Annotated in this window: 13 protein-coding genes; 9 read left to right on the top strand and 4 right to left on the bottom strand. The window is 69.0% G+C overall.

Annotated elements, in window-relative coordinates; translation table 11 throughout:
• Nucleotides 1–8: 8 nt before the first annotated feature.
• A complete protein-coding gene (locus tag ACFUPX_RS08955; protein ID WP_383318363.1) occupies nucleotides 9–1,250 on the bottom strand; it encodes an acetyl-CoA carboxylase biotin carboxylase subunit family protein in 1,242 nt (413 codons plus the stop codon).
• A gap of 38 nt (nucleotides 1,251–1,288) precedes the next feature.
• On the opposite strand from ACFUPX_RS08955, the gene ACFUPX_RS08950 reads away from it, so the two are divergent.
• The 3 genes from ACFUPX_RS08950 to ACFUPX_RS08940 all read left to right on the top strand — a co-directional run bounded on the left by ACFUPX_RS08950 (nucleotide 1,289) and on the right by ACFUPX_RS08940 (nucleotide 2,781).
• Nucleotides 1,289–1,462, top strand: a complete 174-nt coding sequence (locus ACFUPX_RS08950) for a hypothetical protein (protein ID WP_383318360.1) — start codon at nucleotides 1,289–1,291, stop codon at nucleotides 1,460–1,462.
• A 240-nt stretch (nucleotides 1,463–1,702) separates the two neighbouring features.
• Nucleotides 1,703–2,380 (top strand): GNAT family N-acetyltransferase, encoded by a 678-nt coding sequence (locus tag ACFUPX_RS08945; RefSeq protein WP_383318357.1) that lies wholly within the window; start codon nucleotides 1,703–1,705, stop codon nucleotides 2,378–2,380.
• A 56-nt stretch (nucleotides 2,381–2,436) separates the two neighbouring features.
• Entirely contained in the window at nucleotides 2,437–2,781 is a 345-nt protein-coding gene (locus ACFUPX_RS08940; protein ID WP_383318354.1) for an STAS domain-containing protein, read from the top strand.
• Nucleotides 2,782–3,073: 292 nt separating this feature from the next.
• Here ACFUPX_RS08940 and ACFUPX_RS08935 read toward each other — a convergent pair whose 3' ends face one another.
• Together ACFUPX_RS08935 and ACFUPX_RS08930 are read right to left on the bottom strand one after the other, a co-directional pair.
• Entirely contained in the window at nucleotides 3,074–3,988 is a 915-nt protein-coding gene (locus ACFUPX_RS08935) for a DUF6891 domain-containing protein (RefSeq protein WP_383318352.1), read from the bottom strand.
• A gap of 298 nt (nucleotides 3,989–4,286) precedes the next feature.
• Nucleotides 4,287–5,885: an FAD-dependent monooxygenase gene (locus ACFUPX_RS08930; RefSeq protein WP_383318349.1), complete on the bottom strand. Its 1,599-nt coding sequence runs from the start codon at nucleotides 5,883–5,885 to the stop codon at nucleotides 4,287–4,289.
• A gap of 57 nt (nucleotides 5,886–5,942) precedes the next feature.
• Between ACFUPX_RS08930 and ACFUPX_RS08925 the strand changes: the two genes are divergently transcribed.
• The gene (locus ACFUPX_RS08925) at nucleotides 5,943–6,647 is read left to right on the top strand and encodes a TetR/AcrR family transcriptional regulator C-terminal domain-containing protein (protein ID WP_383318346.1); all 705 of its coding nucleotides are present in this window, start codon (nucleotides 5,943–5,945) and stop codon (nucleotides 6,645–6,647) included.
• A 143-nt stretch (nucleotides 6,648–6,790) separates the two neighbouring features.
• Nucleotides 6,791–7,081, top strand: coding sequence for a hypothetical protein (locus ACFUPX_RS08920; RefSeq protein WP_383318343.1), 291 nt, complete (start codon nucleotides 6,791–6,793; stop codon nucleotides 7,079–7,081).
• Between the two features lie 287 nt (nucleotides 7,082–7,368).
• Here the strand turns inward: ACFUPX_RS08920 and ACFUPX_RS08915 are convergent, their stop codons facing one another.
• Nucleotides 7,369–8,430: a DUF6461 domain-containing protein gene (locus ACFUPX_RS08915; RefSeq protein WP_383318340.1), complete on the bottom strand. Its 1,062-nt coding sequence runs from the start codon at nucleotides 8,428–8,430 to the stop codon at nucleotides 7,369–7,371.
• A 405-nt stretch (nucleotides 8,431–8,835) separates the two neighbouring features.
• On the opposite strand from ACFUPX_RS08915, the gene ACFUPX_RS08910 reads away from it, so the two are divergent.
• Genes ACFUPX_RS08910 through ACFUPX_RS08895 form a run of 4 tightly spaced genes read left to right on the top strand, consistent with a single transcriptional unit; the run spans nucleotide 8,836 to nucleotide 13,581 of the window.
• The gene (locus tag ACFUPX_RS08910; RefSeq protein ID WP_383318337.1) at nucleotides 8,836–9,273 is read left to right on the top strand and encodes a RidA family protein; all 438 of its coding nucleotides are present in this window, start codon (nucleotides 8,836–8,838) and stop codon (nucleotides 9,271–9,273) included.
• Nucleotides 9,270–10,637 (top strand): 3-phosphoshikimate 1-carboxyvinyltransferase, encoded by a 1,368-nt coding sequence (locus tag ACFUPX_RS08905; protein WP_383318334.1) that lies wholly within the window; start codon nucleotides 9,270–9,272, stop codon nucleotides 10,635–10,637. Before ACFUPX_RS08910 ends, ACFUPX_RS08905 begins: the two co-directional genes overlap by 4 nt.
• 41 nt (nucleotides 10,638–10,678) lie before the next feature.
• Nucleotides 10,679–11,983 carry a 3-phosphoshikimate 1-carboxyvinyltransferase gene (gene aroA, locus ACFUPX_RS08900; protein WP_383318332.1) on the top strand — a complete coding sequence of 435 codons (1,305 nt, stop codon included), beginning with the start codon at nucleotides 10,679–10,681 and terminating at the stop codon, nucleotides 11,981–11,983.
• A 26-nt stretch (nucleotides 11,984–12,009) separates the two neighbouring features.
• Nucleotides 12,010–13,581 carry an asparagine synthetase B family protein gene (locus tag ACFUPX_RS08895; RefSeq protein WP_383318328.1) on the top strand — a complete coding sequence of 524 codons (1,572 nt, stop codon included), beginning with the start codon at nucleotides 12,010–12,012 and terminating at the stop codon, nucleotides 13,579–13,581.
• Nucleotides 13,582–13,603: the final 22 nt, after the last annotated feature.

Below are 13,603 nucleotides of genomic sequence, written 5' to 3'. Positions count from 1 at the left end.
CGGGGTCGTCAGACGTAGAAGTCGAGCTCTTCCTGCTTCTTCAACAGGTCGCGCATCCGGTAGGGGTCATCACCGAAGAAGTACACCAGGCCCCAGTGGGTGCCGAACGCGGTCCTCTTGGTGACAGTCTCCTCGATCGGCGTCGAGAGGTCGTGCGACTCGTAGTAGTCGTCGTCCGCGGTTTCCTCCGGGATCTCCAGGGCGCTGACGACGCGGCGGCGCGGGTAGACCCCGAAGCAGCCGGCGACTCCGGACGCATCGACGACCTCACGCGGGAAGAAGGCGTCGATCTCCTCCTCGGTCGTCTTCGGGTCGAACGCCAGTACCAGCCCATGGTAGGCGTTGAACCCGTAGGCCCGCTCCAGCAGCTCGAACACCTTGAAGCCCGGCGGCCGGTAGGCGACCTCGCCGAAGTACATCTCGCCGTCACTGGTGACGAAATACTCCGGGTGTACGAAGCCGAACTCGATGTCGAACGTCTTGATGAGCTTCTCGATCTGCGCCGTGATCTGCGGCCGGTACCGCTCCAGTTCCGGGGTTGCCGGCACGAATACCGAGTATCCCAGCGTGACGTACTCGGAGATGTTGAGGAACTTGATCTTCCCGTTGTGTACCCACGCCTCGACCGCGAACTCCCAGCCGTCGAGATGGGATTCCATGAGAACCGGGAACTCTTCCTCCGGAATCGTGTCGACCTCGTCCGGGGTGCGGATGACGCGGTGTCCGAGGCATCCTGCCTTGTCGAACGCCTTGAGATGGATCGGGTCGTTCGGGTCGCCGTCCAGCTTGAGCAAGGTCTGATTGACGCGCTTGAGGAAGCGGGTCACGTCGTCCCGGTCGTGGGCTTCCTCGAAGATGCCGACCCGGATGCCGCCGAGTTGAGCGCGGCGCTTCATCAGAGCCTTGTCCCGCAGCAGCATGGCCTGACCGTACAGACGCGGGTTGTCGAGGAGGACGGAGTTGATCGCCCCTGCCCATTCGACCGTCTCCTCGTACAGCGGGATCGCGACGTCGACACCCTCGTTCTGAAGGGTCTCGGCGATCTCCATGGAGCGATCGTTGAGCCGTTCGAAATTCCACGGCACGTAGGGGATGTCGTGTTCGACGCAGTACTTCTCGGCCCACTCCGGCGCCACGACGATGTATCGCCGGTCGAACCGGTCGAGGGCTTCCACCGCGTTGAGACTCCAGCCAAGAAGCGCTACATAGCCTTTGTCCTGGTTCTTGGTGGCCGGTTCGCCCTGTGTCATAGACGGTTTCTCCTTCGGCGCAAGCGCTCGTCGACGGCGTGGCTGGCACGGCCGTGCCCGGCCATCTGCCGCGCAAGCACCTCCTGCCCGAGGTCGGGCACCTCATTCCCACGTCATTCCCACGTCATTCCGAGGCGAACGACCACTGCGGTTCCGGCGGCTTCGGGCTCACCTCCGGCAGCCGGCAGTTCGGCCCCGTGCTCAGCAACTGACGGCAAGTCCCACCCTGGCCGTATCCGTTCGGCGTGACGGCGCGATTCGTACGCCCCACTACCCGGCGCCGCCGCAGGTCGGCGTCGTCGTACGCCAGGTCCAGGAGGACAGGCTTCGCCGCCGACTTCGGTGAGGACTCGCGCCTTGCCATGAGGCTGGTGATCCGGCTTGCCCGCACCCATCTGGGCCAGCAAGCACCTCGGGAACCCCGACACACGCCGGGGTTCTACGCTCTTGACATGAGTGAACAGGGCCCGGCAGACGAACAGATACAGACCGACCGCCTCTCACTGCAACGACCGGCCGAAGCCGACATCGACACGATCCTCTCGATCCACAGCGACCCCGAGACCTGCCGCCACAACCCCTCCGACGCACTCGCCCGGCTCGACGAGGCGAAGATGCTCTATCAGCGCTGGGACGCTCAGTGGCAGCAGTACGGCTACGGGTACTGGGTCGTGCGCCGCCACAATTCGCCCCAGAACCTGGGGTTTTGCGGATTCAAAACGATGGAGCTGCACGGCATGAAGACCCTCAACCTCTTCTACCGATTCGCCCCATCGGCATGGGGCCACGGCTTCGCCACCGAGGCCGCAACCGCGATCGTTGCCTGGGCGTCCCAGGACGTTCCCCACCTACCGCTGATCGCCCGCGTCCGACCGGCCAACATCGCATCCCAACGCGTGGCCATACGCGCCGGCCTGACCCGCGCGCCACACCTCGACACCACTGGATACGACGGCCTCGACTGGATCTACGCGGCGAAGCACCTCTCCCCCAGCAGGGAAGCCCCTTCAGAGGGACCACCGGGGACGGGCACTCCCCTGACAGACGCGGACGCTCCCCCACTACCAGCGGGGCCGCACGCAGCTCGAGACCACGCAGGGTCGAACCCGCGCAGCGACGGGCAGAGATGAGGAGACGAGTACCCTATTTCCGCGTGCCCGGGCCCCGCACGTACAGGAGTTGACCCATGCTCAGCAGCAGCCGTCCCCATCTCACCCTGGAGCAGCACGCGCGAGACGGCGCATGGGTCGTGGTGGTCCGCGGCGAGGTGGACGCTGAGACCATTTTCCCGTTGCACCGGGCAACGCGGGCGGCGGCTGCGGCAGTGCCTACCCTCGTACTCGACCTCGGCGCAGTGACGTTCGCGGATTCCTCCGCGCTGAACCTGCTCATCACTCTCCACCACACCACCACGCTGCGCGTCGCCGCTCCGCAACCCCAGCTGCTGCACTTGCTGAGCGTCACCGGCGCCGACCAGATCCTGAACATCTACCCGACGACAGATCACGCCTGCGCGCCCACGGCCCGATGACGTGCGGTGCGGCAGCGTTGCCCTACCGAGCCGCAACGCCGGAGCGTCATCTACGGTGCGGGTGCGGGTGCGGGTGCCGGCGGTTTGGTCCCTGGTGGCGGTAAGCGGCCTCAACACGTCACGCGACCGAGAAGCGGCCCAGGCGGCATCCGTGCTTTGCTCGACGCGGGAGTCAGGTGCCGACCGTGCCCCGGTGCACCCTGGCTCATCGGCGCGGCCTGTGCGATGACTCCGCAGGTCTGTCAGCAGCCCGTTCTCTGGCCGTGGCGTGGGCCGGGGCACCCTGCGCCGGTCATCCCGTGAGCCTTCTGCGCCAGTTCAGTTCCGTGATCTCGATGGCTTTGTCCGCGGATCCGTCCCACTGCGCGGACAGCCCGGCCCTCGTGAGGGCGCCGACGACTTCTCGGCCGATACGTGTCGTCTGCTCGGCGGTGCCGTCGAACCCTCCGTAGTAGAGCGAGAGTCCGCCGCCGTCGGCCGCGGCCTCGGTGCCCTGCGCGTGGAAGAAGACAAAGCCCCGCGCGTCCGCGGGACCGCTCCCGCCGATCTCCGCGAGACCGCAGCCGCGGCAGCAGGTGAAGTTCTCCCGCGCCGTGATGCCGCTCGACTCCAGCGCGGCGAAGGCCTCTTGCAGACGGTCCGGGTCCATCGGGCCCGCCCACTGCGCCTGCTCGTCGAGGCGTTCCAGCCAGAGCTGGTCCACGAGCAGGCGCGCCTGGGGCCGGGACACGGGCCGCTCGTCGCCGTCGACCAGCCACTCCTCGGCGGCCTCGGTGAGCTCCCGCCGCGCGAGGTAGCCGCAGCGCAGCAGCGTCCGTACCCGCTCCTCGACCGCGCGCCGCACCTCGGGGCCGAGCTCCGGCACCTCGGTCCGCGGCGGGTCTTCAAGCCGCGCCCATTCGATGCCGGCGTCCCAACCGCTCTCCTGCCGGGCCCAGCCGATCATCGCGTCCGCGACGGTGCCGGGCTCCGGCACCCGCGTGACGAACAGGTGCCCGGCGTCCATGCCGGTGCGGTGCTGGAATTCATAGGGCCCGCCGGGCTCGTGGGCGACCTGGATGAAGACGTCCGGCAGGTCGGGCACTCGCTGGACCACCAAGAACTGGTCGCCCGCACCTCCGATGCGGCACACCAGATCACGCAGCCGCTCCGCGGAAATACGCGTGTGCGTCTGCCAGTTCTCCGTCTCGACCTTGATCTCCAGCATGGCGCCAAGCCTGCCACGGACACCGCGCAACGACAGGGGCGGCCCCTCGGCCAGAGCCCTGCGTGCATGCCTGTCTCGTCCACGTCTTCGCCATCACGCGGCTCTCCCACGGCCTGCTGGGGAGCCTGGACTGGCCCAGGGCCGCCCAGACCGCAGTACTTCTACGGGAATCATCGTTACGGCAGTTGGCGACGAGCTCGTCGTCGAGAACCCCAACGGCCACACGCGTTTGACCACTGCGCTGGTTCTGGCGGCGGGCCCGATGCCCTTGGGGAGCACCTGCGTCGAAAGGGCGCGTTCAGGTGCTCGGCACCGGGACCGGCCTGGCCAGCACCTGGTCCAGGACCTCGGTGAGGAACCGTGCCGGATCCGTCGCCGGCTCCGTGGCGCGCATCGCGACGATCCCGTCCGGACGGACGAGCAGCGCCCCTGCGTCCGGGAGCCACGGAACCGCGACGCGCTGCACGGGCAGTCCGACGTCCGCCGCGGCGCTGACCCAGCGGTCCCCGGCGGCGCCCGCCAGCAGGGTCCACCGGGACGCCACCAGGTCGAGCGTGGAAACCCCGTCGATCCACGCGTGAGGCACCCGTGAACCCGGCGATCCGTCCAGGACCAGATTCAGGTCCACTGTGGACGGGAGTTGCGGCCGCGGGGCGACAATGGCGGCCGAGTCGTACCTCTGGCCGAGGTGCACGACCGGCGCCGCCCACACCCCCGATGCCGCCCGGGCGGCGTCGGCCTTGGGCCCGCGTCCCCAGTGCAGCTCCGGGTCGGCTTGCCTGCGCATCGCCTGGTCCAGCGTCGTCGCGGCCACCGGTTCACGTTCGTGCGCGTAGGTGTCGAGCAGTCCGGCCCCGGCCTCGCCGTGGTGGACGGCGGCCAGCTTCCACGCCAGGTTGTGTGCGTCGGCGATCCCGGTGTTGAGGCCGAACGCGCCCAGGGGCGACACGGTGTGCGCGGCGTCGCCCACGAGGAACACGCGGCCGACAGCGAAACGTTCGGCCGCTGCGCTCCGGGGCCGCCATGGGAGCACGCTGCGCACCTCGACGTCGAGGGCCGGATCGCCCACCGCCAGCCGGACGACCGCGGCGCAGCGCTCGTACGTGAAATCGTCGGGGTGTTCGCCGCCATCGACGTCGCAGGAGACGTGGAAGACCCAGTTCGTCTCGCCGTCCACGGTGGCTAGCAAGCCGGGCGCCTCCGGCGTGGTGATCGTGCAGGTGGCGAAGGACATTCCCCGCAGGTGCGGTCGGAGGTCGGCACGGAACAGTATGTTGATCTTCGACTTGCCCAGGTCGCCCGGCCCGGAGGTGCCCACACCGAGTGCGGTTCGCACGGTGCTGTGCGTGCCGTCGGCGGCGACTACACGCGCGCACCGCAGCGAGTAGCGACCGTCAGGCCCCTCCAGTTCGACGTCGACCCCGTCGGCATCCTGCGCGATGTCGACCAAGCGGGTCGTCCAGCGCAGGTCCGCGCCGCGGACTGCCAGGTCGGCTGCTACGACGGCGTCGAGCCGGTCCTGGGCGCAGACACCGCGCAGTCTGAACGGCGTCACGTCCAGTTCGTCTGCGGACGGGGTCGGCATGGGCACGGTCGCGACGTCACCCGCACCCATCTCGACGACGGTCCGCGCCACCGCCTTCCCCGTGGCGCCCCGGAGGTCGACCGCGGCGGCGTCGACGGCGGCGTCGAGCCCGAGTTCGCGCAGGACCTCGACGGAACGCGGGCCGATGCCGGTGGCCCGTGGGTGCGCCGATGGCCCGGACCGGCGTTCGACGAGCACCGCGGGGACGCCGTGGTGGGTGAGCAGTGCCGCGGTGAGCAGGCCGACGCTGCCGCCGCCGACCACGAGCACCGGCACCGGCACCGGCCCTTCTGGGTACATCGTTCCCGTCATGGCTACACCGTAGCCAGAAGGTAGGATGCGGGTCAACGAGGAAAGGAACCGCCTCCGATGACCGAACCCGTTCCCTCGTCGGTGTGGACCCGGCCACGCCCCGAGCCGCGTCGACGCGCGCCTGGAGTGGACCAGTACGTGGCCGCCGCGCTGGCCGTCGCGGACGCGGAGGGATTGGCGGCGGTGTCGATGCGGCGGGTCGCGGGCGACCTCGGTTCCGGGACCGCCTCGCTCTACCGGTACATCACCAACCGCGACGAGCTCGTGGACCTGATGGTCGATGCGGCGCAGGGCGAGGATCCCCTGCCCGAGCCCACCGAGGACTGGCGTGCCGATCTCGGTGCGGTCGCGCACGCGTCGCGCACGACGCTGCTGCGGCATCCCTGGTTGGCGGGTGAACTGGCGGGGAGGCCCGCGCTCGGCCCCAACTCGTTGCGGCGGTCCGAAGCCGCCCTGCGCGCCGCTGTCGCCCTCACGCCCGACATCACCCTCGCCTCGCAGGCGCTCAGCGCTGTGCACTCCTACGTACTGGGTTCGGTCGCCGCCCAGCAGGCCCTGCGCCGGGCGGAGCAGCGCACCGGGCTCAGCGAGGAGGAGTGGCAGCGCAGCGTCGGCCCCTACATCAGCGAGGTCCTCGCGGCGGGCCAACACCCGATGCTCGCCCGCCGCGTCCTCGAAGCCGAGGAGCTGGACCCCGACGTCGACTTCACCTTCGGCCTTGACTGCCTGCTCGACGGGCTGGCGGCCCGGCTGGACCGCTGAGCGGTCGGTGGGCGTAGCCGTTCACGGCCCCCGAGGTGGCGGACACGGCACGGGCCGCCTGCCAGGCTGACGGGCGGGCGGGGACGCGCCGACCGCAGCGAGCGGACGGCGACACCCCGACACCGCGCTCGTAGGATGCCGGGGTGCCCAAGCCGATACCGATGAGCCGTCGCAGGTGGATTGCCGCGTGGGCGGTGCTGTGCGCCGGCGGCCTCGCCGCCACCGCCGGACTGAACTCCTCCGCGCCACGGGACCCGCTGCCGGAGGAGACCGTCAGCGCCGAGTGCGCCGAGCAGATCGCGGACATCGAGCAGCAGCTGGCCAAGGCCGAGCAGGAAGGCAAGGAAGACGGAGTGCTGGCCTTCTCACGAGTCCACGACGCCAGTGACGACTGCGACGACGAGCTCCGCAAGCACTTCGGCGGCGATCGGTGAGCCGCGGCACCTGGCTCGCCGCGTTGGCGGGGATGTCCCTCGTCGTTGCCGTGGCGCTCATCGCCGAAGGCACAACGTCGCAACCGGAGCCGCGGCCCACGCCCCCGCGGGTCTACTCCTCCTGCCTGGTGGCGGACACCGATCCGATGCCCGCAGACGACGACCCGTGCGAAGGCCGCTGACAACCCATCTTGCAACCTCAGAATCGAAGGTTCTGCTGTGGTTGGCAGCCAGGATCTTCCCGGCGAGTTCGCGGGGGTCTGACGGTGTGATGTCCTCTGCGCGGGTCAGGCTGCTCTTCGTGCCGCGTCGTGCAGGTGCTTGACCATCCAGAACTCCTCGACGCGGGCGCCGTCCCCGGTCATCGCCGTGACCAAGGAGCTGAGGATGTCCGGGAGATCGTCCGTTGGGGTGGGCAGATGGTTGGCGACGCACTGGGCGAGAACATCGAAGACGATGGCCTGGCGGAAGACGAGGTGGGAGGGGCGTTCCCACTCGGGTTCGAAGTCTTCCGGCTCGCCGATCAGCAGTGCGCGAGCCCTAGGGTGCGCTTGGTCGCGTGCGGCAGTGAGGTCCTCGCGCAGCCGCAGTCTCGCACTGGCTGGGAGGGTGGCGGCTGTCAGCGCTGCTGAGGCCAGGGGATGTTCGCGTAGGCCGGCATGTGCGAGGGCCAGGTCCAGGGCGTGGCGCCGCATCGGCTGCAGCAGCGAGGGTCCCAGTCCGGCCAGATAGCTGATGAAGGGCTCCCGCTTGAGCAGGGGTGAGTCGATGAGGCCCTGCCCCAGCAGGTACTCCGGCACCCGCGTGATCTCCACAGCGCGGTGTGGGCCGCATACCCAAGAGTTGTCGAATCGTGCACCGGTCGCGCGCTCGACAGCCGCCAGACCGGCGCCCCACAGGTTGTCGTCGTCTTCCAGGTTCAGGCCTTCCAGCAGGGGCTTCCAGGCGTCGGGGCGCGCTCCGAATGTGTCCTCGGGCACGAGCATCTCGAAGGCGGAGGAGATCAGTCCGTCCTCGGCCAGGCTGAGTTGGGAGACCGCGTTGACGTTCCAGTAGGCGCTGGCGGTGCGGCCGTGCCGGGAGAGCGGGCGCAGCACCTCCTCGCGAGACCCTTGATGGTTGTTGTTCTCCACGACGATGACGGCAGGTCCTGACCGGGAGACCAGGATGAGCTCCCTCTCGTAGTGCTCGCGCAGTTCCTCCAGTCGCAGGGGGCGGCACTGCTCGGGGCTGCCGCCGAAGAGCCGGATGACGGCGTCCTCGTCGCCGCCGTGCACAGCCGTGAACGTGGCAGCCTCCGCTAGTCCTAAATCGGTGAGGAGGCCCTGGAGATGCTGGGGTGAGGTCATACGGGGATTGTCGACTGCGCCACTGACAGTCGGGACCCGGTCTCGTCGAGCGCGCTGACCTCGTCAGGAATGTGGGGCACTCCTCGGAGGCGTCTTGAACCTTTGATCCGGAGGTTCCGAGACGGTGTCTGAAGGTCTGCGCGACCGTCCCAGCCGCAGGATGGCGAAGCCCTCGAACCGATATCGGCGAGTAGGCAGCCGAGCCCTCCAGATCGGCGGGCACCCGTCTCGACTCGACGCAGGTCGGCGATGCCTTAGCGGCGTTCGGTGAAATCTCCCCCCGTCCGGAACAGCCCGGAACAGTCCGGAAGTGTCCGACCTCGGGCGTTCGCCCTGCCAGGTTGCCTTCATTCTGCTGCCGTGCGCTGCTGCGCCAAGTCAGTGGCGACGAGCCAAGGAGGAACCGTGACCGAACACCGAGGCACTGCTCATTCCTTTCCCGCTCCTCATCCCCACGGCAGGAAAGTGGTCTTCAGCGAGTCGATCTGGGAGACGCAGATGGGCTACGCGCGAGGCATGCGCCATGGCGACCAGATCTTCATTGCCGGCACCGTCGCCGCGGATGGTGCCGGTGAGCCCCAGGGCGACGACGCCTACGAGCAGACGCGTTTCATCATCCACAAGATCCAGCGCGCCCTGCGCGAGCTGGGCGCGGATCTTGACGACGTGGTCAGCACGGTGACCCATCTCGCCGATTTCACCTACTTCGACGACTACTCCCGGGCCTTCAAAGAGTCGTTCGGCGTCATCACGCCGGTGAACACCACGGTCCAAGCCGCCCTCGTACGCCCGCAGTTGCTCGTCGAGATAACCGCGACCGCCGTCGGCTCGGACGCGACATGACGGAGATTCTCATTCATCCGCCGCGATCCGCCCCCACGGGCGCGGTCCGGGTGCCGTACTCCAAGCCCCATATGCAGCGTGCGATCCTGTTCAGCCTCCTGGCCAACGCCCCCAGCGTCGTGGTGCACCCGGCCTGGTCGTCCGAGGCCGAGAGCCTGCTCCGGGCCGCGCAGGCATTCGGCCTCGACGTCGGGCAGCGCGACGACCATCGGCTGGTCCTCACCGGGGTCGGCAAGTCCCTCTCCCGCCACAAGGCACCGTCGCCGCTCTCGATGGAGGGCTCGGCGTTCAACTTCCGTACCGTAGCGGCGCTCGCCTGTCTGCTCAGTGAGGAGTCAGTGCTCGAAGCCGACGCCTCCATGCTCGCCCGGCCCGTCCTGGAGCACCTGCGTTTCGTGAAGGATCTCGGCGCCGACCTCGAAGACCTCAGTGACGCCTCCCATCTGCGGGTGCGGGTGTCCGGCGGCAGCGGGCTGGGCGGCGAGACGACCGTCGACACCCTGCACAGCTCCCAGGTTCTGACCTCGGTCCTGCTCATCGCACCGCTCGCCGAGCGCCCCGTCCGCATCCACAGCACCGGCCCTCGGCCGGTGGGCTCCGGATATGTCGACCTGACCCTCGCGATGATGCGAGAGCACGGCATCGACGTCACGACCGACGGCGGGAGCTATACCGTCCACCCCGGGTCGTACCAGTCAAGGCTCTACCATCTGGCCTCCGACTTCACCGCCCTGTCCTACCCGGCGTGCGCCGTACTGACCGGAGGCGGCGGCGCCGTCACCATCCTCGACTACACCCCCTCCACCCTGAGTTCGGAGGGGGAATTCCTGACCGTACTGAACCGGCTCGGCATCTCCGCCCGGCACGACCCGGTCGAGCAGACTCTGCGGTTCGCGTGCACGGCACCGGAGGGGCGGCACGTCGAGATCGACGGACGCAACATCCCCACGGTCGTGCCCACCCTCGCCGCGGTCGCCCCGTTCGTGGACGCCCGGGTGACCCTGCGCAACGCGGCACACGTGAACAACCACAAGAGCCGCCGCATCGAGGTGATGCTCGACGAGCTCCGCAAACTGGGGTGCGAGATCTCACCGACGTACGACCGCACGGGCAGCGTCGACGGCTTCACCACGCCGGGACGCCGGCGCCCGGCCGGGGGCGTCCCGCTCAGCGGCCACGGCGACCACCGCATCTTCATGAGTCTGGCCACGGCCGCGCTCGGTGCGCAGCGGCCGACGCCGGTGGACGGGGCCGAGTACCTGCACGCGAGTTACCCCGGCTACCTCCGATCGCTCGACTCTCTCGGGATCCGCTGGGAGTGGACCGAGCCCGAGCTCGGCACCGCACAGCGCACCAGCTCCTGATCCGTTGGAACCCAACACACCACGAAGGGAAGGAAGTCGGCGTGGAGGACTTTCTCCAGTACAAGGAAGTGCACGTACACCCAGTGGGCAAGCTCGGCGGCACCCTCACCCCGCCGGCGTCCAAGAGCTATTCGGCCCGTGCGGTGCTCGCGGCCACCCTGGCTCCGGGCACCAGCCGCATCGACAACCTCGCCGACAGCCTCAACGTCCGCGCCATGATGGACTGTTGTGAGGCGCTGGGCGCGCGGATCCGCCGCACGGACACCGGCGCCTTCGACGTCACCGGACCGGACCGGCTGCGCGACGGCACCACCCTCTCCCCCGGCAACTCCGGCATCGTCCTGCGCCTCCTGCTCGGTGCGACCGCGCACCTGCGCCGGACCACCTTCATGACCCCGTACGTCGAATCGCTGGGCCGGCGCTCCAACCAGGAGATGGTCGACGCGCTGCGCACGCTCGGAGTGCGCTGCACCCTGGACGGCGACCACGGCCGACTGCCGATCACCCTGGACGGTTCGGGCGTGCACGGCGGCACGGTCGCCGTCTCCGGGCGCCGCAGTTCGCAGTTCCTCAGTGGCCTGCTCTACCTCGGCGCGCTGCTCGACGCACCGCTCGAAGTGCGGGTCGACGACGAGTTGAAGGCCCGGCCCATGGTGCGGACGACGCTGCGGGTGCTGCGGTCCGCGGGCATCCGGATCGACACCGACGAGGAGCTGATGCACTACCGCATACCCGCCGACACCGGCTACCACCCGGCGCAGTACGTCGTGGGCAGCGACCCGGCGAGCACCGCGGCCCTCCTCGCTGTCGCCGCCGCCGTCGACTCCAGCGTCGAGATCCGGCACAACGGCCTGGAGGAACTGGGCGGCGTGCTGGAGTACTTGGCGCAGATCGGAGTGCCGGTGACCGCGCACGAGAGCAGCCTGAAGGTACACGGCGGCGGCGACCTGGGCCCGTGCGACTTCGACGGCTCGAAGGCGCCCGACGCGGTGCTGCCGCTGGCGGCGCTCGCCGCGCACGCCGACGGCACCAGCCGCTTCTACAACATCGAGCATCTGCGGTACAAGGAGTGCGACCGCATCAGCGACTTCCGGCGGGAACTGCAGCGCGCGGGCATCTCGGCCGAGGAGGAGCGGGACACCCTCATCGTGCATGGATCGCGCGCGGGCTCACCCGGCGACGCCGTGGTGGACAGCCACTACGACCACGCCGTCGTCATGGCCATGAGTGTCATCGCGCTGCGCAGCAGGTCGGGAATGACCATCAGCGATCCGCAGTACGTCGCGCAGACCTATCCGGGCTTCTTCGACGACCTGCAGCGCGTGGGCGGCACGGTCACCGCCTAGGACCTGTCGGGAAGGAGTGGTTCGGCATGTGTGGAATCGCGGCAATCATGGACCTCCACCGGGACACCGAGAGCGCCGGTCGGACGGCGGCCCGGGAGGATGTCCTGGTGTCGATGCTCGACCGGATCCGATATCGGGGGGATCCGGAGAACTTCGCCGAACGCTGGAGCGGTCCTGGCGTGGCCCTGGGCACCAACCGCCTGGCGATCGTCGACCGGGCGCACGGCCGCCAGCCGCAGTGCGATCCCAGCGGACAGGTGCAGCTCGTCTACAACGGCGAGCTGTACGGCTTCGGTCGGCTGCGCGATCAACTGCGGTCCCGCGGCCATGAGTTCCGTACCTGTTCGGACACCGAAGTCGTGCTGCACGCCTACCTGGAGTGGGGTGACAGCTGCGTGGCCAGGCTGGACGGCATGTTCGCCTTCGTCCTTTACGACGGTCGGCGCCGCCACTTCCTGGCGGCCCGCGACCACGTGGGCATCAAACCGCTCTATTACGCGGCCGAGGAGGGGACGCACTGCTTCGCCTCCGAGCAGAAATGCCTGCTCGAGCACGGCACCCAGATCCGCACCGTGCTGCCGGGCACCTATGTGACCGAGACCGGGACCACCCGCTATTACGGCCTCGGGGAGCCGGCGGGCAGTCCGCTGCCGAAGCGTCAGGCGGTGGCACGCTACCGGGAATTGTTCGACGACGCCGTACGCAAACAGGTCGACACGGACCTCCCGGTGGCGGTGACCTTCAGCGGGGGTGTCGACAGCGCGGCCGTACTGCACACCGCGATGAAGTACCACCCCGACGTCACCGCGGTCACCATCGGCCTGGAGGGTGCCGCCGATGTCGAGGTCGCCCAGCGGTACTGCAAGGAGTTCGACGTCCCGCACCTGGTGGCGCGGTTGGACCGGGCGGCACTGATCGACGTCATCGACGACGTCGTGTACGGGGCGGAGTTCTTCGAGCCGATCGACGCGATGGACACCTGTGTCGGCTACTTCGCCTTCCTGCTGGCCAAGGAGAACGGCTTCAAGCTCGCGCTGTGCGGTGAAGGCAGCGACGAGGTGATGGCCGGATACGACCTCTTTCGCAGCCACCCGGATCCGCAGGACCTGATGCGCTACCGGGTGGGCAATCTGCACCGCACGGACCTCCAACGGGTGGACCGGTCGAGCATGCTCAACTCGGTCGAGACCCGCGTGCCGTTCATGGACCGCGCGCTGCTGGAGTTCGCCTACGCCCTGCCGATGAGCCTGAAGATGCACGAAGGGCAGGAGAAGTGGCTGCTCCGGGCGGCCTTCGCGGACAGCCTGCCGGACTACGTCAGGCAGCGCCCGAAGGTGCGGATGCCGGACGGCAGCGGGATGCAGAACACCCTCGTCGAGTACGCACGCGAGGCGATGACCGCCACCACCGGACCGGGCTCTCCGCACCCGGACGCCACCGGGCCACACGCCGGCGGTGACGGCCCGGACATGCAGACCCCGGAGGGCGTCTTCTTCCTGAGCAAGTATCTGGCCGCCGGGTTCCCCATGCCGAAGGAACGGTTCAAGCGGGCCGGATTCGACTATTCGGCCAACGGCTACTTCGAGTTCATCTCCTGACCGCCACGACCGGAACTGAGGA

The organism is Streptomyces sp. NPDC057302 (assembly GCF_042667685.1).
GTDB lineage: Bacteria > Actinomycetota > Actinomycetes > Streptomycetales > Streptomycetaceae > Streptomyces.
Note: the sequence above shows the minus strand (reverse complement) of the source record. Positions and strands in the feature narration are given on the sequence as shown.